Genomic DNA, 20,781 nt, shown 5'->3' with positions numbered 1-20,781 from the left:
GATTGAACGCCCCTTTGTATCCGTCTTTCCCCTAATAACGCCGACTACACCTGTGCGGCCAATACCAGTCACCACCTCATCACAACCGAACTCCTTCAGCTTGTCGGCCACCAGCGCACTGGTGCGGTGCGTGTCGTAAAGAATTTCAGGGTTTTCATGAATGTCACGCCGCCAGGCCGTGATCTCGTCATGCATTTCAGCGAGCCGGTTTTTGATCGGCATGCCATTCCCCCCTTTTCACGCCACAGGCATTCGTCGTTCCACCAACTCTGCAAACCAGCTGCAGCCGGCTGGAATGGCGTCATCATCAAAATTATAGGCCGGGTGATGACACATGGCCGTATCCCCGTTCCCAATGAAGATGTAGGCCCCGGGGCGTTCTTCAAGCATGTAGGCAAAATCTTCTGACGGCATGATCGGATCGGTTTCGTCGTTTATCTTACCTGCCACCGCCTTTGCGGCCTCTGCGGCAAACCCCGTTTCGGCTTGGGTATTCATCGTGACGGGGTAGCCGGGTGTCCACGTCACCTCGGCTTTGGCGCCAAAAGCCGAGGCGGTATCTTCGGCGATCCGACGAACACGTTCTTCCGCAATCGCACGGTATTCTGGATCGAGCGTCCGAACCGTTCCTTGAAGCCGGGCGGTATGCGCGATGACGTTGGATGCCACGCTGTCGGTTTGGAATGTGCCTACGGTCAGCACCACGCTCTTGATCGGATTGACCGTTCGGGAAACGACCGACTGAAGGGACACCACGGTCTGCGCGGCGACCAATGTCGTATCTACGGCATCATGCGGAGCCGCGGCGTGGCCACCCTTGCCGGTCACGACGATCTCAAACTCATCGGACGACGCCAGAAGCGCGCCGGGGCGTATGGCAAACTCCCCTACCGGGAGCCCCGGCATGTTGTGCATTCCATAAACCTCCTGAATGCCCCAGCGATCCATAAGACCGTCCTGGCACATCGCAAGCCCGCCCGCCCCTCCTTCTTCCGCCGGTTGGAAAATCAGCACCACTGTCCCATCGAAGTGCCGCGTCTCAGCCAGATATTTCGCGGCCCCTAGCAGCATCGACGTATGCCCATCATGCCCACAGGCATGCATCTTGCCGGGCACGGTCGAGGCATAGTCGACCCCAGTTGCCTCTTCGATTGGCAAGGCATCCATGTCTGCCCGCAGCCCGATCACACGGCCCTTGGTGTCAGATTTGCCCTTGATTACCGCAACGACACCCGTCTGACCGATACCGGTCGTGATGTCGTCGACACCGATCTCTTTCAGTCGCTCCACCACAAATGCTGCAGTCTTGTGCACGTCGTACATGAGTTCCGGATGAGCGTGCAGGTGACGCCGCCATTCAGTGATTTCCTGATGCATTTCTGCGAGCCGGTTCTTTATCGGCATTTCCAACTCTCCCCTTTTGGTCGCTGGCCCGGTCAGGCCGTCAGCCTGTCCAGCAAACGCTCCATGAATGTATGTCCCGCGCTGAATTGTGCCACGGTAATGTATTCGTTGGGTTGATGTGCCTGCGCGATGTCGCCGGGACCACAGATGACCGCCGAGTACCCCGCCTCCTGAAACTGACCCGCTTCGGTGCCATAGCTTACGACATGGCGGGCGTTGTCACCAGTGAGGGCACGCACCAGCGTTTCGGCCTCACCATCCTCTTCGGGCAAAAGCGCGGGAACGGCAAAGTTCTCGGAAATCTCGATACACGCTTCCGGATGAACAGCCTGCATGCTGGCCTCGGTGCGACGCACCTGTTCCAGAAAGGCATCACGCCACATGCCTGCATCTTCCCCCGGCACCACTCGGAAATCCATCATAAAGCGGCAATCCTTGGCGGTGATGTTATGCGCCGTTCCACCTTCGATCATGCCTACATGACAAGTCGTCCATGGCGGATCGAACAGTGCCGCCACTTCAGACGGCTCTGCAACCATGTTTTCGGCATTGCGGGCATTCGCCCAGTCGATCAACGGCGCTGCAGACATGATTGCATTGACGCCAGTATGCATGATCGAACTGTGCACCTCGAACCCGACGACATGCGTGTCATATCCAAAGCTGCCCTTGTGCCCGGTCACAGCCTGCATCATCGAAGGTTCACCCACAATCACGGCGCCGCCCTTTGGCAGCACCCTTTGCATCTCGGCGATCATTGGAGGCGCACCAGTACAGCCGACCTCTTCATCAAAACTCAGAGCCAATTGCAGCGGGCGGGTCACGTTGCGGTACTTTGCTTCGACCATCGCCCAGATCGCAAGCGCGTCGAACCCCTTCATGTCGCATGTGCCGCGCCCGAAATACTTGCCGTCACGCTCGGTTACTGTGAAAGGATCGCTATCCCAGGGCTGGCCATCGACCGGCACCACATCAGTATGACCGGACAGAACAACGGCCCCCTCTTCCCACGGCCCTACATGCGCAAACAGCGCCGATTTGTGTGGTTGTCCGGGATCCGGCCAGCGATGAGCCTCGATCCCGTGGCTGTAAAGATAGTCTGCGATCCAATCGACCAAAGGCAGGTTGGTATCACGACTCACTGTTGGAAACGAGATCAGTTTGGTCATGATCTCCAACGGCGACAGACGTGTGGGCATATGGCTAGTATCCGCTGTCAGTTGTCAGGATAAAATGCCCCGGTTCTACCTCGCGGTATTGCGACGGTTCCGGCTTGTATCCGATAGGATGAATTGGCGACGGGATCGGTTTGAAGTTCAGGTCTTTTTCAGATTTTCGCCTATTGGGATCGGCAATCGGAACCGCCTTCATCAAGGCCTGAGTATAAGGATGCTGCGGGTTCTCGAACACGCGGGACCGCGGCCCCAGCTCGACGATACGGCCAAGGTACATGACACCGACATGATGGCTAACGCGTTCCACAACCGCCATGTCATGGCTGATGAACAGATAGCTGAGCCCAAGCTCGGCCTGCAATTCCATCATCAGGTTCAGAACCTGTGCCTGTACCGACACGTCCAACGCCGATACGGCCTCATCCGCTATGATCAGCTTGGGGTTCAAAGCCAGCGCCCGTGCGATGGCGATACGTTGTCGTTGGCCACCCGACATCTCGTGCGGGAAGCGGCGCATGAAGCTACGGGGCAGTTGAACGCGGTCGAACAGGTTGGCGACCCGATCATGCAACTCCGAGCCAGTCGCCACATTGTAGTTGCGCAACGGCTCAGCCACCTGGTCCACAAGTTGCATCTGCGGATTGAGCGAGGCGAACGGATCCTGAAAGATCATCTGCATGTCCAGACGCGCCTTGCGCAGACCGGTCTGGTCAAGTTTCATGATGTCTACACCATCGAGACTGATCTCGCCTGTCATCGGCTCGACCAGGCGCAGAATCGATCGCCCCGCCGAAGACTTTCCGCAACCGGACTCGCCCACTAGGCTGAGCGTTTGGCCCCGGTTCAAGTTGAAAGACACATCCTCAACTGCGTGTACATTGGCCACGGTGCGGCGGAGCAGCCCGCCTTTTACGGGGAATCGGGTGGTCAGGCCTTTGACACTCAACAGCACCTCTTCGGTGCCGGGAATGGGCGCAATGTTTTGGTTTTCAACCCCCATCAGTTTCATCGGCTCGGGCGCTGATTTCCCACGCATTTCGCCCAGCTTTGGAACCGCGGCCAGCAATGCCTTGGTGTAGTCGTGCCGAGGGTTTTCAAAGATCTCGCTAACCGTGCCCTCTTCGACCTTGTTGCCTCGATACATGACCACGACTCGGTCCGCCATCTGCGCCACGACCGCCATGTCGTGCGTGATGAACATCACCGCCGTCCCGGTCTCGCGCTTCAGCCGGTCCATCAGCGCCAGGATTTCGGCCTGAATGGTCACGTCCAACGCCGTTGTCGGCTCGTCCGCAATCAGCAGACGCGGCTCACAGGCCATCGCCATTGCGATGACCACCCGCTGACGCATGCCGCCCGACAACTCGTGTGGATATTGCTTCAACCGCCGCTCAGGTTCCGGGATGCGCACCTGCCGCAGCAGTTCCAGCGCCCGCTCCTCGGCCTGCGCCTTGGACATGTTTCTGTGAATCCGAAGCCCTTCGGTCAATTGTCGTTCTACCGTGAAAACCGGATTCAGCGCCGTCATCGGCTCCTGAAATATCATTCCGATCTCGTTGCCGCGAATCTGTTTCATCAAATCCTGGTCGGCTTTCGACAAATCGAACTCTTCGCCGTCGCGCCGGTCGAACAGCAACTGGCCACCCGCGATTTCACCGCCCCCGAACTCGACCAACCGCATCAGAGACAGAGATGATACGGATTTGCCCGAACCGGATTCGCCAACGATACAAACGGTTTCCCCGGGATGCACCTCAAACGAGACATCTTCCACGCCCACCACCGGGCCGTCCTTGGTTTGAAACTCGACACGAAGTTTCTTGATCTGTGCAATGGGCTGATCCAGCACGAGTGCGCTCCCCTTGGTCACCCTTATGTGTTGTGTGTCAAACGCTATGTCCGGGGGCCGGTAAAAGTCAAACCCATTGGAAACTTTCCCAACGGCAAGGCTTGCATTTTTTAAAAACTCTGTTTCGATACGTCTCGTAACCGTTCCTGGGGAGAGAACGAAAACGGCGCAGCGTAAAAAACGCTACATTAGTTTTCAACAACTTACCCGACATACGGCAACGCCAAACCCGCAGGCAATGCGGAGATAATCGAGACACGCTCGTGTCCAACATGGAGTGTAGAATGAAAACCAAAGCCCTTTTACTTGGTGCGATTGCAAGCACGGCGCTGGCTCAAACAGCCTTTGCCGAGCGCGGATCGGATGGCAATGTCAGCATCATTTATTGGCAAGCCCCATCGATCCTGAACCCATTCCTTTCGGGCGGCACGAAGGACGTCGAATCCTCGTCACTGGTGATCGAACCCCTCGCGCGCTACAACGAAAACGGCGAAATGGTGCCCTATCTGGCAGCCGAGATTCCGACCGTCGACAATGGCGGTGTCAGCGAGGACCTGACCTCGATCACCTGGAAAATCGCCCCGGGCATCCTGTGGTCGGACGGCACACCTTTCACTGCTCATGACGTCAAGTTCACCGCCGACTATTGCATGCACCCCGAAGGCGGCTGTGCGCAGTTGACAAAGTTCGAAGGCGTGACCTCGGTCGAGGCACTGGACGACATGACCGTCAAGGTGACCTTTGGCGAAGCCACCCCGTTCCCGTACGGCCCGTTCGTGGGCGGCGAAAGCCCGATCATCCAGAAAGCCCAATTCGAAAACTGCATAGGCGCAAAGGCTCCGGAATGCACCGAGCAGAACTTCGGCCCGATTGGCACCGGCCCATTTGTCGTGGATGAGTTCAAACCGAACGACGTGATCACCATGTCGGCCAACCCGAACTATCGTGATCCGAACAAGCCTGCGTTTGCGACCCTGACCTTCAAGGGCGGAGGTGACGCAACGGCAGCAGGACGCGCGGTGATGGAAACCGGCGAATTCGACTATGCCTGGAACCTACAGCTTGCACCGGAAGTAATTGCGCAGATGGAAGCAGGTGGCAAAGGCGTTCCGGTTGCTGGCTTCGGCCCGCTGGTCGAACGCATCATGTTGAACCAGACCAACCCGTCGCCTGACCTGCCCGAAGGCGAACGCTCGACCGCCAAGCATCCACATCCGTTCCTTCAGGATCCTGCGGTTTACAAGGCAATGTCGTTGGCTATCGACCGCCCGCTGCTGGTGGAAATCGGATATGGCAAAGCCGGTCAGGTAACCTGTAACTGGGTTCCGGCCCCGGCGGCCGTGAATTCAGACACCTTCACCTGTGACACGCAGGACATCGAAGGCGCGAAGAAACTGCTGGATGACGCAGGTATCGTTGATTCCGATGGCGATGGCGTCCGTGAAAAAGACGGTGTTCCGCTGAAAATCGTCTACCAGACCTCGACCAACGCCGTCCGACAAGACTTCCAGGCGCTGATCAAGGAGTGGTGGGCCGAGATTGGTATTGAATCCGAACTGCGCAACATCAACGCCTCTGTCTTCTTTGGAGGCGACCCGGGTTCACCCGACACCTTCCAGAAGTTCTATGCCGACGTCGAAATGTACGCCAACACCTTCAACGGCACGGACCCGCAGTCCTATCTGGGCAACGGCCTGTGCGACAAGGCGCCCAAACCGGAATCTCAGTGGCAGGGTGAAAACATCAGCCGTTTCTGCAACGAAGAGTTTGACGCACTGCACGCGGAGCTCACAAAAACGGCCGGTGCGGACGCACGCGCGGAAATCGCCAAGCGCCTGAACGACATCATGGTCGAGAACGGTGGCATGATCCCGCTGGTTCACCGTGGCCGTCTGTCGGCACATGCCAACACCTTGGGCGGCGTGGTCCTGAACGTGTGGGACAGCGAGCTGTGGAACGCGGCTGACTGGTACCGCATGACCGGCTCCTAAGCGTCTTGCTTGCTCAACCGCGTCCCGATCTTTTCGGGGCGCGGCATTGGGCAGGTGACTTCATGAAAAGACTAATAAACCAAGGCGCACCTGAATGCTGACCTTCACCATACGCCGCCTGATTCTGGCCGTTCCTACGCTTTTGTTCATCAGTCTTGTGATTTTCCTTCTCCTCGAACTCGCCCCCGGTGACCCGATGGCGCAGGTTCCCCTGACAGTTCCGCCGGAAGTAAAGGAAAAGATGCGCGAGGCGCTTGGCCTCGGCCAGCCGATGCACATCCGGTTCTGGAAATGGATCGTGCAGTTCTTCTGGATCGAACCGCAGGTGCTGATCGACCACTATCTCGGCACCAGCTTTTCCGAAGGTGACCTGCGTGTAATCTCGTGGCAGACCCGCTCGCCCGTCATGGACATCGTGGTTCAGCGCATTCCGCAAACCCTGTGGGTCGTCGGCACGGCCTATATTGTCGCAATCATCATTGCCCTGCCTATCGGCATCTACTCGGCCTACCGCCAGTACAGCTGGTTCGACCAGATGGGAACGTTTGTCTCGATGGTGGGCTTCTCTGTCCCGCCTTTCTTCTCAGGCGTTCTGGTGATCGTGATCTTCTCGGTTCAGTTGGGCTGGTTCCCGTCGATCTATGACACCACCCACGTCGTCAACAGTTGGGACAGCTTTGTCGTCCAACTGAAACAAATGATCATGCCGGTGATGGTGCTGGCGTTGCAAATCACCGCGCAATTGTCCCGTTTCATGCGCGCCTCGATGCTGGACAATCTCAACCAGGATTATGTACGCACTGCCCGCGCGAAGGGCCTCAGCGAATACACAGTGGTCATGGTTCACGTCCTGCGCAACTCGATGATCCCGGTGGTGACAGTGATCGCGCTGGGGATTCCATCCATCTTTGGCGGCGCAATCATCACCGAGCAGGTGTTCAAGGTAAACGGCATCGGTCAGCTATTGATCGGCGCCATTCAGGCCAACGACCTGCCGATGGTGCAAACGCTCACTTTCATCTTCGCCGTGCTGATCGTGCTGTTCAACCTGATCGCCGACGTTCTCTACGGCATTCTGGACCCGAGGATCCGCTATGACTGACAAGGATCGCACAGACACCCTGGTTCCGGACGAGGGGCTGGCACCTGCCTCGACTGCATTGCCAACGTCCGACGTGATGGAAGAGATATCCACGCCCCCGCGTAGTCAATGGCGGGAAGTCTGGGATCAGTTCAAGACCCACAAGGGCGCCATGATCGGAGCGATTTTGTTCATTCTAATCGTCGCGGCCGTTTATTTGGGTCCATACTTTTGGGATATCGACGCCACAAAAACCGCCATCCGCGAACGCAATCAAGGGCCAAGCTTTGCGCACCCGTTCGGGACGGATCAGCTTGGCCGCGACATCTTGGCCCGGATGATGGCGGGTGGGCAGACCTCTGTTTCAGTGGGCATCACAGCGATGCTGCTGGCGCTTTTTTTGGGATCGTTGATCGGGGTCGTCGCCGGGTTCTTCAAACGACTGGACGGGCCGCTGATGCGCCTGACCGACCTGTTCCTCGCCCTGCCCCTGTTGCCCCTGCTGCTGGTCATGATGCTTCTGTTCCGCGAGCCGCTAGCGGCCGCATTCGGGTTGGAACGCGGGATCTTTATCCTGATTGTCTCCGCCATCGGCGTCACCTCGTGGATGCCCACCGCGCGGATCGTGCGGGGCGACGTGCTAGCCATCAAGGAGCGGGAGTTCGTTCTGGCGGCACGATCGATCGGAACGTCCAACCGGCAAATTATTACGCGTCATATCCTTCCCAACGTGCTGTCTCCGATCATGGTTTCGGCAACGCTGGGTATCGCCACGGCGATCATCACCGAAAGCGCCCTGTCCTTCCTTGGGTTGGGCTTTCCACCCGACTTTCCGACTTGGGGCCGCTTGTTGTTCGATGGAGTTGACTATCTTCAACAGTATCCGGAGCGTGTGTTCTGGCCCGGACTTGCGATCTCGCTGACTGTTCTGAGTGTCAATTACCTTGGCGACGGCCTGCGCGACGCGTTGGATCCGCGTATTCGAGGACGCTGATTACAACGCCTTAACGAAGCCACGACCGCGCAAGATTGGGCGGTCGTCTTTTTTCGAAGGTCAACGTGTCAGGCCGGTTTGTGCTCGATCCTCCGTCGAATCCTTCGAACGGACTGCCAGACAAGAATGACCACCGGCAACGTGACAAGCGAGGTAAGCATCCCCTTGCTGATCCCTGCCGCAGTCAGCGGATAAAGCAGATATCCGGCAAGTGAGACAGCGTAATAGCTGATAGCTACCACCGACAGCCCTTCGACCGTGTGCTGCAGGCGCAGCGTAAGATCGGCCCGCCGATCCATGCTTTCCAGCAACGCCTGGTTCTGTGCGCTGCGTTCCACGTCCACACGCGTACGCAACAATTCACCCGCCCGGATCGCCCGGTCCGATAAGGCCTCCAGTCGCCTTTCGGTAGATTTGACCGTTCGGATGGCCGGGTCGTAGCGCCGCATCATGAAATCGGCAAAAGTCTGTCGTCCTTCAAAGCGCTCTTCACGCAGGATCTCGATCCTCTGATTTACGATGGCTTCATAAGCACCGGTCGCGCCAAAGCGGAATGCACAGCGCGCAGACAGTGTTTCCAGTTCGGTCGATGTCGAAAGGAGCTGCGGCAACAACTCTTCCGCGCTGGCTTCACCGACCGTCATTTCAGTCATCAAGGCCGTCAACTGTCCATCCAACTCGCCAATGCGAGGGATCAGCTTTTTGACCCGGGCAAAGCCAAGCATCGACATGGCCTTGTAGGTTTCGATCTCGCACAGGCGCTGAATGATCCGTCCTGTTCTGCGACGGCCCAATTCCTTGGACACGAAAACCGCCATCCGCATGTGACCCGCCGGATCAATACGAAAATCACTGGCGACCACCGCAGCATCGTCCAGCACGCGCGAGACGGCCAGACTTTCAGGTTCAAACCATTCACTCAAAGCTTCGTCGATTTTTCCACCTCCCGGATGGTCAACGACACGCAGCATTGCCGACGTCACTCTCTGCCCCGGGCTTTTCATCAGCCAATCCGGTGGAAAAACCTCGAAATCCGCCGGGTTGAAAGCCCGCTCGCTGACGTTCTGAGAAATGGCCGTATAGGTCACGAACTCGGTGTGCTGCTCCCATTTCAGCCAGTGCCGTCCGATCTGGCCCGCATAATGTGTAGCACCCGGTTGGGGATGTGGCGCACCGTGCCTGTCCAGCAGGTTGATCAGGTGGGAGACATCAAGCGCCTTGTCCCGTGCCACAGCTTCGACGGACTGCTTGATCGCCAGAAAAACGACTGTGCAGGGCGCCGACGTTGTCGGAAAAGGTCGCGCATGTAACTCGTTCGCCAATACATAGCGGAGAGGGTGATCCTGGATGGGCGTCATGAAAGGCTCCTGCAATTACAGGCACTATAAGCAATAGGCGAGATACATCAATTATCTTTTTATTTCATACACTTACGTGAATACCATTGTATGCACGTCTGCTAAACCTCTAATTCGGCTGCCATAATTCGATCGGGTTACCCTCGGGGTCGTGAATGCGGGCGAATCGCCCCGCCTCGCTGTCCCAGTCGGCGCGAGTTTCAACATCGATTCCGGCGGCACGAAGTTGCCCGACCATGGCGCCCAGATCATCCACCCGGAAATTGATCATCCACTGCTGACCGGCCTTGCCAAAATACTCCGTATCCCGCGCGAAGGGGGCAAAGACGGTATAGCCTTCGCGCTGTTGCCACGGCAGCGGGTTCAGCCGGTTTACTCCCAAATGTGTTTCATACCACTCAGCCAGAGCATCAGGATCTCTGGCGCGAAAAAAGAAGCCGCCGATGCCGTTCACCTTTTCCATCGTAACCTCCGCTCTATTCAGCTCATGCCAGGCAGCACCATTCACAAAAAAGGGGCGCCCGCATGGGACGCCCCGATATTGTAGCAATTGAACGAATTAGTCGATCATCGGCAACAGCTTATCCAGCGACTGCTTGGCGTCCCCATAGAACATCCTCGTGTTCTCTTTGAAGAACAGCGGGTTCTCGATACCAGAATAGCCGGTGCCCTGACCACGCTTGGACACGAACACCTGCTTGGCCTTCCAGCATTCCAGAACCGGCATACCGGCGATGGGGCTGTTGGGGTCTTCCTGTGCTGCAGGGTTCACGATATCGTTCGAACCGATCACGATGGCTACATCCGTATCCGGGAAATCGTCGTTGATCTCGTCCATTTCCAGAACGATGTCATACGGCACTTTCGCCTCTGCCAGCAGAACGTTCATGTGTCCTGGCAAACGCCCGGCAACCGGGTGGATGGCAAAACGCACGTTCTTTCCCTTGGCGCGCAGTTTGCGCACCAGTTCACTGACCGATTGCTGCGCCTGCGCCACGGCCATGCCATATCCGGGGATGATGATCACGCTGTCAGCGTCGTTCAAGGCTGCGGCAACACCATCCGCCTCGATGGCGATCTGCTCACCCTCGACCTCCATTTGCGGGCCTCCGGTATTCCCAAAACCGCCCAAGATCACGCTGACAAAGTGACGGTTCATCGCCTTGCACATGATGTAGGACAGGATCGCACCCGAGGAACCCACCAGCGCACCGACAACAATAAGAAGGTCGTTGCCCAACGAAAAGCCGATCGCCGCAGCCGCCCAGCCCGAGTAGCTGTTCAGCATCGACACAACCACCGGCATGTCCGCGCCACCGATGCCCATGATCAGGTGATAGCCGATGAACAGCGCCGCCAGCGTCATCAGGAACAGCGGAAAGAAACCGCCCGAGTTGGTGTACCAGATCAGACAGATCAACGACAAAGCCGCGGCACCTGCGTTCAACGCATGTCCCCCGGGCAGCTTTGTCGCCGCCGAAGTCACTTTGCCCGCCAGCTTGCCATAAGCCACAACCGAACCGGTAAAGGTGATCGCACCGATGAAGATGCCCAGGAACAACTCGACGTGCAGAATTGCCAATTCAGCCGAGGTCTTCTTGGCGATCAGCTTGGCAAATGCGCCCAGATCGGACAGGTCCGCTTCTTTCGCGCTGTCGGCGATGGCCATGACCTGCGCCACGTTGCCGATCTCAAAGTGTGCGTTAAAGCCAACGAACACAGCCGCCAGACCAACTAGCGAGTGCATTGCGGCCACCAGCTGTGGCATCTCGGTCATCTGCACGCGCTGCGCCACGTATTGACCGATCAGTCCGCCGCCGATGATCAGCAGGATCGACAGCAACCACAGGCCAGAACCGGGGCCAACCAGCGTGGCAAAGACGGCCAGCACCATACCGACGATGCCGTACCAGACCGCGCGCTTGGCGCTTTCCTGGTTCGACAACCCGCCGAGGGAAAGGATGAACAGAACAGCCGCAACAACATAGGCGGCAGTAGTGAAGCCATAATCCATTTACCCGGCCTCCTTAAGATTTCTGGAACATGGCGAGCATGCGCCGGGTTACGAGGAAACCGCCGAAGATGTTGATCCCCGCCATGAAGACGGACAGCGCCGCCAGCAAAATGACCAGGAAAGAACCCGATCCGATCTGCATCAAAGCCCCAACGATGATGATCGACGAAATCGCGTTGGTGATCGCCATAAGCGGAGTGTGCAGGCTGTGCGAGACGTTCCAGATCACCTGGAAGCCCACAAAGATCGCCAGCACGAAAACGATGAAGTGCTGCATGAAACTGGCCGGAGCGACGAGGCCCACCAACAACATCAGTACCCCACCGACGCCGAGCAGGGTAAACTGCTGCTTGGTCTGGGCCTTGAACGCCGCAACTTCCTGCGCGCGTTTTTCCTCGGCTGTCAGCTCCTTTGGTTTTTCCTTGGGCTTTGCCGCAATCGCCTGAATTTTCGGCGGCGGCGGCGGAAAGGTGATCTCGCCCTGATAGGTGACGGTCGCGCCGCGGATTACGTCGTCTTCCATGTCGTGATTGACCTGCCCGTCCTTTTCGGGCGTCAGGTCAGTCATCATATGACGGATATTCGTGGCATATAGCGACGAGGATTGTGCCGCCATTCGGCTCGGGAAGTCCGTATATCCGATGATGGTAACACCGTTTTCAGTGACCACTTTCTCATCCTTGACGGTGCCTTCGACGTTGCCGCCGCGTTCGGCCGCAAGATCCACAATGACCGAACCCGGTTTCATTGCCGCGACCATGTCCTCAAGCCACAGCTTGGGTGCGTCGCGGTTGGGGATCAGTGCCGTGGTGATCACGATGTCCATCTCTGGTGCCAGTTCGCGAAACTTGGCCAGCTGCGCCTCGCGGAACTCCGGGGATGAGACGGAGGCATAACCGCCGGTAGCGGCGCCGTCCTGCTGTTCTTCCTCGAAATCCAGATAGACGAATTCGGCGCCCATCGACTCGACCTGTTCGGCCACTTCAGGGCGCACGTCAAAGGCATAAGTAATCGCACCCAGCGAGGTCGAGGTACCGATGGCGGCCAATCCGGCAACACCGGCACCGACGATCAGCACCTTGGCCGGCGGCACCTTGCCTGCCGCCGTCACCTGACCTGTGAAGAAGCGGCCAAAGTTGTTGCCCGCCTCGATCACCGCGCGATAGCCGGCGATATTGGCCATCGAGCTCAGCGCATCCATCTTCTGCGCGCGGCTGATACGCGGAACCATCTCCATCGCGATCACATTCGCGCCCTTGGATTTGGCCAGTTCCATGCCGTCTTCGTTCCCCGCCGGGTTGAAGAAGGAAATCAGCGTTTTGCTCTTGTTCAGCCGCTTCAGTTCGGTTTCGTTCGGCTGGCGGACTTTGGCGATGATGTCGGCCGACTTCCACAATGCCGCTGGCGTCTTGACGATTTCGACACCTGCCGCTTCATAAGCCGCGTCCGAAAACCCTGCCGCGGCACCCGCGCCACTTTCGATCACGCAGTCATAGCCGAGTTTCTGCAATTGCAGCGCCGAGTCGGGCGTCATCGCGACCCGGTTCTCGCCTTCAAATATTTCTTTTGGTGTGCCTATCTTCACCAGTCAGGTCCCCCTTTTGTGTTCGCCAAGCTCAACCGGGCCTCGGTATTGTTTGCAAAGCAAAGATGTATCTTGCGCAACATTATTTCGCAAGTGCAGCATTATTGACGTGATGTCAAATGTTCACTCCCATCCGATCCACCTGCCGGTTTTTCGTTCATACCGAGCAAAATCCATTCGGAAAGTTCGGCGCAACCTGTCCTCTTCCGGCAGAATGAAGTGTCGTTCGAGAAGCCAGAAGAAAACCGGAACCAGCGCCAGCGACAAAACCGCGTCAAACCGCAGGATCAACCCGGTCAAGATCAACACATCCCCCAGATAGATCGGATTGCGGCTGCGCCGATAGATGCCGGTCTGCACCATCGCCGTGGGCGTCTCGTGTGGGATGATCGTGGTGCGGTGGCGACGGAACTCCATGGCCGCGAACACGATCAGCAACACGCCGCCGCCAATCAACAGGCCACTGATCAGGTCAGTAAACCCACTGTCCAGCGATAGCCCCAAGGTCATATGCCGAGACTGGATCCACGCCAGGGCAGCAAAGCCTAACAGCCAGACGGGTGGCACGTCGATTCGGCGCATTTGAATTCCTTGCTCGCGACAAAGTTGTTGGGTCGGTTTTCCTTCGAAATATGTCGTAAACCGTTCCCATCGCTTTAGCAAAGCTTGTCGGTCGAAAAACGCCAAAAAGAACGTATATGCCGCAGCGACGAAAACACGGGCACGATGGCCCGGAAATCACGCTGATTGCAGGGCTTATTCCCACTCCATTTCTTCGAAGACGCGCCCTGCATTCTTGGTCGCCAACTCCTCGAAGGTATCCAAAGCTTCCCAGCGCGACTGGTCTACGTAATATGCGCTGGCCAGATCGCCGCCCTCATCAATGTGCACACCGATTTTTTCGCGCAAATCCTTGAGATATTCGACTGTGTACCGCCGAACCTGAGCGAAGTTCGTGGGGTGCCCGTGTCCTGGAATGACGTAAGTCGGAGCGATGGGTTCCAGCTTGGTTTCCCAAGTCTCTATCCAACAACTTGTACAGGTATGTTCGAATATCGGCAGCATCCGCTCATGAAACGCGATGTCGCCAGTGATCATGATACCCCATTGCGGAATCCAGACCTGACTGTCACCGGGGTCGTGGGCAGGCCCGAGATGAAGAACCTTGATCTCCACTCCACCTAGAGAAAGCGCATATTCATCTTCAAAGGTAAGGTTTGCATGCTCAACCCGGGTGCCTTCAGCGCGATCCTTGTTGTATCGCTCCATTCCCTGCAGGATGAAATCGCCGTTTTCAGTGGTCTCGGTCACGGCATCGACATGCGCCAGGATATCGACCCCTTGATCACGCCAATACCCATTACCCAGCATCGCATGGCCCTGCCCGTTTTCATTGATGACCAGAACCACGGGTTGATCGGTTATCGCCTTGATTTCCTGATGCAAGGCCGCCGCCAGACGGCTTGACGCACCCGAGTTGACGACGACAACCCCTTCATCCGTCACGACAAAGGACAGGTTATTGTTGTGACCGGCATTCTCGTAGGTCGGCGGTGCAGTTGCCCCGATGGCGGAAAAAACATGCGGGATGACCTCGACCGGCTTGGAATACAGCTCGGATTGCGGATATTGGTCCGCGATGTCCTCGCTCGCGGATACTGAAGATGCCGCCAACGCGGCGACATAAGTATAGGTCATGGATTTCTGAAACATCTGCCCTCCGCACTACAGATTCACATTCGCATTCATGCATAATAATTCAAGTGACGGGACGGCGCGTCTTGTCACAGGCAAAACTCGCGATAGGCTTTGTGGCAATAGGGAGGATTGCACGTGACGCTTAACGGAAAACATGCGCTTGTCACCGGCGGTGGTACCGGAATCGGATTGGCCATCGCCCGGGCGCTGGCCAGCGAAGGCGCAGCGGTGACAATTACGGGACGTCGCCAAGAAGTGCTGGATCAGGTCGCCAATGATCGCATTTTCGGATCTGCAATGGATGTCCGGGACGAGGAAGATGTCGTGAGATGTGTCAACCAGTCCGTCGATGCACGCGGCCCGATCCAGATATGTGTCGCCAACGCAGGTATTGCCGTCGGCAAGAAGTTGCAAAAGACGGATATGGCGTTCTGGCGGGACATCATGGCAACCAATCTCGATGGTGCTTTCCTGACGATTCGTGAAAGCCTGCACTCCATGGTGGAAACTGACTGGGGTCGGGTCATTACGATAGCGTCCATTGCCGGGCTTCGCGGAGCGCCGGGAATTGGAGCTTATGCCGCATCGAAACACGGGCTGATCGGCTTGACTCGCAGCTTTTCCGAGGAATTCATGGGAACGCCCTTTACCTTCAACGCACTGTGTCCCGGCTATGTCGAAACGCCTATCGTGGAGCGCAACAAGGCGTCCATTTCGCAACGCACCGGAATCAGCGAGGACGATGCACTGAAGGTCATGGTTGACCAGAACCGCCACAAGCGGCTGATTGCACCCGACGAAGTTGCTGCTGCAGCCTTGTGGCTGGTGCGGCCGGGCTCGGAAAGCATCAATGGGCAGTGCATCCAGATAGCCGGTGGGCAAGTTTAAGCGGGCTTGCTGGACAAATCCCGACAGAAGCTATATCCAACACATACTTCAAGCTTAAAACAATTCGCGAGACCACAATGACCGATTTTGCCGCGACCAAGGCGATGTTCGATCTGCCCGAAGGCATCCTGTATCTTGATGGCAACTCGCTGGGCCCGGTGCCAAAAGCAGCAAAGGTACGGGTTCAGAGCATGATGTCCGACGAATGGGGCGACATGCTGATAACCGGATGGAACAAGGCGGACTGGATGGGCTTGCCGACCGGGTTGGGCGACCGGATCGGCAGACTGATCGGGGCTGAACCCGGCTGCACGGTCGTCGGAGACACCCTGTCGATCAAGGTTTATCAGGCGGTCGCCTCGGCGTTGGAGTTCAACCCCGGCCGCAAGGTCGTCTTGTCGGATAACGGGAATTTCCCGACCGACCTTTATATGGTCGACGGTCTTTTGCGGTCACTTGGGGCTGACTACGAGTTGCGAGTGGTGGACCCCGAGGCTATCGCGGATCACATCACCGAAGAGGTCGCGGTGCTGATGCTGACCGAAGTGGATTATCGTACCGGTCGCATGCACGACATGAAAGCGCTGACCGAACTGGCTCACGCCAATGGAGTTGTCACTGTCTGGGATCTTGCCCATTCCGCCGGGGCCATTCCGGTCGATCTTGTCGGATGCAACGCCGATTTCGCAGTGGGGTGCACGTACAAATACCTCAACGGTGGTCCTGGCGCTCCTGCTTTCATCTACGTTGCACCACGTCTGGTTGGCAGGGTACGCCCGGCTCTGTCGGGGTGGCTGGGGCACGAGGCACCATTTGCCTTCGATCTCGACTACCGCCCTGGAACCGGAATCGAACGGATGCGTGTCGGCACTCCGCCGGTCATCCAGATGACGGCCCTTTCGGCCGCAATGGACGTGTGGGACATGGCCGATATCGCGGATGTGCGTGCAAAATCAGTAGAGTTGACCGAGCTCTTCATTCGAAAAGTCGAAGCCACCTGCCCCGAGTTGACGCTGGCCAGTCCGCGCGACCCGAGCCAACGCGGCAGTCAGGTGTCGTTTCGCTTTTCCGACGGATACGCGGCCATGCAGGCCCTGATCGCGCGCGGAGTGATCGGTGATTTCCGCGCCCCCGACATCATGCGGTTCGGCTTCACCCCGCTTTATATTGACGAACAAGACGTGACGCGCGCCGCCGACATTCTTGCCGATGTGATGCAGAACAAATTGTGGGACATCGCGGAATACAAGCTTCGCCAGCGCGTTACCTGACTTCCAGCCCCGCCCCAATCAAGCCCGCCAGTTGGTCGACGCGCGCAACAAAGACGCGATAATCCGGCGCCGTTGACTTGATCCCTTTCAGTGCTGACGTGATCGTCGCAGCGACGTCAGAGGCGTCGGCGTTCAAATGCACGACTCCCGCCTCAGCCATTCGCTGCAGCCAGTTGGCATAAAGGGCGCTCAATCGTGCCTCACCTTCTTGCACGATATCGGGCGCGGTCGATGTTCCTGCATCCAGCAACTCAAGACCGTGCGGAGAGTTTAAAAGCGCTTCCATTCCTTCGCCCTGGGCGGCCATGGCGGCCGCCATAGTTTCCGCGACCGACCTGCTTCCATTCAGGGCTTCCCTCACAGCGGCGGTCTTGCTGGCATAGTGAAGCTCAACCAGACTGCGAAAGATCGCTTCCTTGTTCTTGTAATACAAATAGACCGCAGGACGGGAAATCCTGGCGCCGCGTGCTATGTCATCCATCGACGTCTTGCGAAACCCGTAGGTCGCAAACGCCTGCCAGGCTGATTCGAGTATCGCCTTTTGCCGGGGATCAATGTCTGCGTCTTTCATAGATTGACCTGTGACAGTTTTTGCAAATTTTGTCAATTGACACCATGACATTATTAGCCCATTTTGTCAGGAACCGGAGCAAGAGCAATAGCGAGATCCGACATGGCAACTTCCCTCATCATCAACGGCCAAACCCATCAGGTCGACCTGCCCGACGAAGTCCCTCTGTTGTGGGTGCTCCGCGATGAACTCGGTCTGACTGGCACCAAATTCGGGTGCGGTGTCGCTGCTTGCGGTGCCTGTACCGTCCACATCGATGGCGAGGCCGTACGCTCCTGTCAGGTGCCTCTCTCGGATGTTTGGGGCGAAGTGACTACGATCGAAGGTCTGGGCACACCTGATGCGATGACCGCCATCCAACAGTCATGGGTCGATCACCAGGTGGCGCAATGTGGTTATTGCCAGTCAGGGCAGATCATGCAGGCCGCATCACTTTTGGCGGCAATCCCCGCCCCCTCGGATGCCGAGATTGACGAAGCCATGCAAGGCAATCTGTGCCGCTGCGGAACCTATCCGCGAATTCGCGCTGCAATCCATGACGCGGCAGCAAAACTGAAAGAAGCGTAAGAGATGGCAAGCATCGGAAAAATCCTGCGCCGCACCTTCCTCATCGGTTCCACAGCCATTGTCGGTGGCGTTGCATTTGGCGCCTACTACGTTAACCGACCAGCCCCGAACCCGCTGAAACCCAAAGATGGGCAAGCTGCTCTGAACCCCTTTGTGCTGATCGACCAGAACGGCGTTACCCTGTTCGCCCCACGTGCCGAAATGGGACAAGGCGTCAAGACCACATGGGCCGCACTGATCGCAGAAGAACTGGATGTCGATCTTGATCAGGTGACCGTGTTGCACGGCCCCGCCGCCGCCGCTTACTACAACTCGGCGATGATTGGTGAAGGTCTGCCCAACAAGGGATATGACGTGTCGAACTTCCAGCACAGCCTGGGCGAGGCGCTTGGCGTCGTCGGCAAAGTGTTGAGCTTGCAGGTGACGGGTGGTTCAACGTCGATGAAAGACGGGTTCGAGCGTATGCGAGAGGCTGGCGCGTCGGCCCGGGAGACACTGAAACAGGCCGCAGCAGACCGGCTTGGCGCGGAACGCAGCCAACTCAAAACCGAAAGCGGACACGTCATCGCACCGGACGGCACCAAGCTGAGCTATTCCGAACTGGCGATGGATGCCGCTCGGCTTGAGCCGATCGAAACCGCGCTACGCGATCCGTCCCAATGGCGCTATCTGGGAAAATCCCTGTCGCGTCTGGATATGGTTGAAAAGGCCACCGGCACCGCGCAATTTGGCATTGATGTGCGTTTGCCGGGGATGAAATTCGCCAGCGTGCGCATGAATCCGAAACTCGGCGGCAGTATGAAGGACTTCGACGACAGCCTCGCCAAGTCCATGCCGGGCGTCGAGAAAATCGTGAATTTGGGCACCGGCGTCGCGGTGATCGCCAACAACACATGGCTGGCCATTCAGGCCGTCGAAGCGATTGCAGTTGAATGGGAAGACGCGCCCTATCCCAATGAAACCGAAGAGATTTTTGCCAATATCTCCAAGGCCTTCGACGAGAACCCCAACTCGACCATGCGCGACGATGGCGACGTCAGCGTGATGTCCGAGGGCGCCACCGAATTCACCGCAGAATATACCGTGCCCTATCTGGCTCATGCAACGATGGAGCCGATGACGGCAACCGCCCTGTTCTCGGGTGACAAGCTGGAATTCTGGGGCGGCAATCAGGCGCCAACTATCATGCAGATGAAATGCGCCAGCGCCGCCAATCTCGACACCGAGGCCGTAGAGGTTCACACCACCTATCTTGGTGGCGGTTTCGGTCGCCGCGGCGAATTCGACTTTGGCGTGATCGCGACAAAGGTCGCAATGGCCATGCCCAATGTCCCTGTCCAGACCACATGGAGCCGCGAAGAGGACATGCGCCACGATTTCTACCGCCCCGGAGCTATCGCCCGGATGCGCGGTGCTGTTGTGGACGGCAAGGCGGTTCTGATCGATGGTAAAGTCGCGTCTCAGTCCCCCACTCACCAAGCCGTGGCAAGAGTGACCGGTTTCGCGGGCGGCGGTCCCGACAAGGTGCTGGTCGAGGGGCTCTTCAACCAACCCTATGCCGTGCCGAACTACCGCATGAGCGGCCATATTGCCGATCTGCAGGTCCCAGTCGGTTTCTGGCGCTCGGTCGGCAACAGTCACAACGGGTTCTTCCACGAAACATTCATGGATGAGATGGCCCATGCCGCCGGGAGCGACCCGCTGGAATTCAGATTGGAACTGATGAAGGACGAACACGCCCCCTCGGCGGGCTGTCTGGAAGCGGTGCGCGAGATGTCTGGCTGGACAGGCCAGACACCCGATGGCGTCGGGCGCGGCGTGGCCTTTACCTATAGCTTCGGCACCCCGGTTGCGCAGGTGATCGAAGTGATCGAAGACTCCGGCACTATCCGCATCAGCAAGGCCTGGATCGCCTGCGACATGGGGCTGGCGCTGGATCCCGAAACCGTCAAGGCACAGATGTTCGGTGGCATGATGTACGGTCTGTCCGCTGCCTGTTTCGGCGAAATCACGTTCGCTGACGGCGAAGTCGAACAGCTGAACTTCCCAGACTATGACGCGATGCGCATGCATACAGCACCCCAGGTCGAGGTCCGCGTGCTGGAAACCAACCGTTTCATGGGCGGTGCCGGAGAACCCGGAACGCCCCCATCCATGCCTGCACTCGGCAACGCTCTGTTCGACCTGACCGGACATCGGGCGCGCAGCATGCCCTTTAACAAGAGCTTCAATCTGTTGGTTTGAAACCGCATTGAAAAGCCCGCTCGTTCAGGCGGGTTTGCCCTTCTGGGCTTGACCCGAACCGGCCTTTGCCGCTAGAGCACGTCGCATGAGC

General features: G+C 57.7%; 17 protein-coding genes and 1 pseudogene. 7 read left to right on the top strand and 11 right to left on the bottom strand.

All coding sequences use genetic code 11. The annotated features are described in order from the left end of the window. From AC2FNB_RS11520 to AC2FNB_RS11505, 4 genes and pseudogenes are all read right to left on the bottom strand, one after another. Positions 1 to 222 (bottom strand): annotated as a pseudogene (locus tag AC2FNB_RS11520) (amidohydrolase); the annotation flags it as partial. A gap of 15 nt (positions 223 to 237) precedes the next feature. Next, positions 238 to 1,404 carry a M20 aminoacylase family protein gene (locus AC2FNB_RS11515; RefSeq protein ID WP_480749265.1) on the bottom strand — a complete coding sequence of 389 codons (1,167 nt, stop codon included), beginning with the start codon at positions 1,402 to 1,404 and terminating at the stop codon, positions 238 to 240. Positions 1,405 to 1,436: 32 nt separating this feature from the next. Beyond that, on the bottom strand, positions 1,437 to 2,603 hold the full coding sequence (gene argE / locus AC2FNB_RS11510; protein WP_496746425.1) for an acetylornithine deacetylase: 1,167 nt from the start codon (positions 2,601 to 2,603) through the stop codon (positions 1,437 to 1,439). A gap of 4 nt (positions 2,604 to 2,607) precedes the next feature. After that, a complete protein-coding gene (locus AC2FNB_RS11505; protein WP_480749263.1) occupies positions 2,608 to 4,428 on the bottom strand; it encodes an ABC transporter ATP-binding protein in 1,821 nt (606 codons plus the stop codon). A gap of 284 nt (positions 4,429 to 4,712) precedes the next feature. Between AC2FNB_RS11505 and AC2FNB_RS11500 the strand changes: the two genes are divergently transcribed. The 3 genes from AC2FNB_RS11500 to AC2FNB_RS11490 all read left to right on the top strand — a co-directional run bounded on the left by AC2FNB_RS11500 (position 4,713) and on the right by AC2FNB_RS11490 (position 8,494). Continuing rightward, positions 4,713 to 6,419 carry a peptide ABC transporter substrate-binding protein gene (locus tag AC2FNB_RS11500; RefSeq protein ID WP_496746423.1) on the top strand — a complete coding sequence of 569 codons (1,707 nt, stop codon included), beginning with the start codon at positions 4,713 to 4,715 and terminating at the stop codon, positions 6,417 to 6,419. A gap of 94 nt (positions 6,420 to 6,513) precedes the next feature. Next, positions 6,514 to 7,521, top strand: a complete 1,008-nt coding sequence (locus AC2FNB_RS11495) for an ABC transporter permease (protein ID WP_480749261.1) — start codon at positions 6,514 to 6,516, stop codon at positions 7,519 to 7,521. Beyond that, on the top strand, positions 7,514 to 8,494 hold the full coding sequence (locus AC2FNB_RS11490; RefSeq protein WP_496746421.1) for an ABC transporter permease: 981 nt from the start codon (positions 7,514 to 7,516) through the stop codon (positions 8,492 to 8,494). The genes AC2FNB_RS11495 and AC2FNB_RS11490 overlap by 8 nt, the downstream gene beginning before the upstream one ends. A 68-nt stretch (positions 8,495 to 8,562) precedes the next feature. Here the strand turns inward: AC2FNB_RS11490 and AC2FNB_RS11485 are convergent, their stop codons facing one another. The 6 genes from AC2FNB_RS11485 to AC2FNB_RS11460 all read right to left on the bottom strand — a co-directional run bounded on the left by AC2FNB_RS11485 (position 8,563) and on the right by AC2FNB_RS11460 (position 15,164). Further along, the gene (locus AC2FNB_RS11485; protein ID WP_496746420.1) at positions 8,563 to 9,852 is read right to left on the bottom strand and encodes a DUF3422 family protein; all 1,290 of its coding nucleotides are present in this window, start codon (positions 9,850 to 9,852) and stop codon (positions 8,563 to 8,565) included. Between the two features lie 109 nt (positions 9,853 to 9,961). Next, positions 9,962 to 10,315, bottom strand: coding sequence for a VOC family protein (locus tag AC2FNB_RS11480; RefSeq protein WP_480749258.1), 354 nt, complete (start codon positions 10,313 to 10,315; stop codon positions 9,962 to 9,964). A gap of 96 nt (positions 10,316 to 10,411) precedes the next feature. After that, on the bottom strand, positions 10,412 to 11,866 hold the full coding sequence (locus AC2FNB_RS11475; protein ID WP_496746418.1) for an NAD(P)(+) transhydrogenase (Re/Si-specific) subunit beta: 1,455 nt from the start codon (positions 11,864 to 11,866) through the stop codon (positions 10,412 to 10,414). A 13-nt stretch (positions 11,867 to 11,879) separates the two neighbouring features. Continuing rightward, entirely contained in the window at positions 11,880 to 13,451 is a 1,572-nt protein-coding gene (locus AC2FNB_RS11470) for a Re/Si-specific NAD(P)(+) transhydrogenase subunit alpha (protein WP_496746416.1), read from the bottom strand. Positions 13,452 to 13,574: 123 nt separating this feature from the next. Then, the gene (locus AC2FNB_RS11465; protein ID WP_480749255.1) at positions 13,575 to 14,033 is read right to left on the bottom strand and encodes a methyltransferase family protein; all 459 of its coding nucleotides are present in this window, start codon (positions 14,031 to 14,033) and stop codon (positions 13,575 to 13,577) included. Between the two features lie 174 nt (positions 14,034 to 14,207). Next, entirely contained in the window at positions 14,208 to 15,164 is a 957-nt protein-coding gene (locus tag AC2FNB_RS11460; RefSeq protein WP_480749254.1) for an MBL fold metallo-hydrolase, read from the bottom strand. Between the two features lie 120 nt (positions 15,165 to 15,284). Between AC2FNB_RS11460 and AC2FNB_RS11455 the strand changes: the two genes are divergently transcribed. Both AC2FNB_RS11455 and kynU read left to right on the top strand, forming a co-directional pair. Beyond that, on the top strand, positions 15,285 to 16,037 hold the full coding sequence (locus tag AC2FNB_RS11455; RefSeq protein WP_496746414.1) for an SDR family NAD(P)-dependent oxidoreductase: 753 nt from the start codon (positions 15,285 to 15,287) through the stop codon (positions 16,035 to 16,037). A 77-nt stretch (positions 16,038 to 16,114) separates the two neighbouring features. Beyond that, positions 16,115 to 17,308, top strand: coding sequence for a kynureninase (gene kynU, locus AC2FNB_RS11450; RefSeq protein WP_496746412.1), 1,194 nt, complete (start codon positions 16,115 to 16,117; stop codon positions 17,306 to 17,308). Here the strand turns inward: kynU and AC2FNB_RS11445 are convergent. Next, positions 17,301 to 17,879, bottom strand: a complete 579-nt coding sequence (locus tag AC2FNB_RS11445; protein ID WP_480749251.1) for a TetR/AcrR family transcriptional regulator — start codon at positions 17,877 to 17,879, stop codon at positions 17,301 to 17,303. The genes kynU and AC2FNB_RS11445 overlap by 8 nt on opposite strands. Before the next feature lie 102 nt (positions 17,880 to 17,981). On the opposite strand from AC2FNB_RS11445, the gene AC2FNB_RS11440 reads away from it, so the two are divergent. Then, a complete protein-coding gene (locus tag AC2FNB_RS11440; RefSeq protein ID WP_480749250.1) occupies positions 17,982 to 18,446 on the top strand; it encodes a (2Fe-2S)-binding protein in 465 nt (154 codons plus the stop codon). A 3-nt stretch (positions 18,447 to 18,449) separates the two neighbouring features. Then, the gene (locus tag AC2FNB_RS11435) at positions 18,450 to 20,690 is read left to right on the top strand and encodes a xanthine dehydrogenase family protein molybdopterin-binding subunit (protein ID WP_496746409.1); all 2,241 of its coding nucleotides are present in this window, start codon (positions 18,450 to 18,452) and stop codon (positions 20,688 to 20,690) included. Positions 20,691 to 20,781 lie beyond the last annotated feature (91 nt).

It is taken from the genome of Ruegeria sp. BHSB058 (assembly GCF_059613285.1).
Note: the sequence above shows the minus strand (reverse complement) of the source record. Positions and strands in the feature narration are given on the sequence as shown.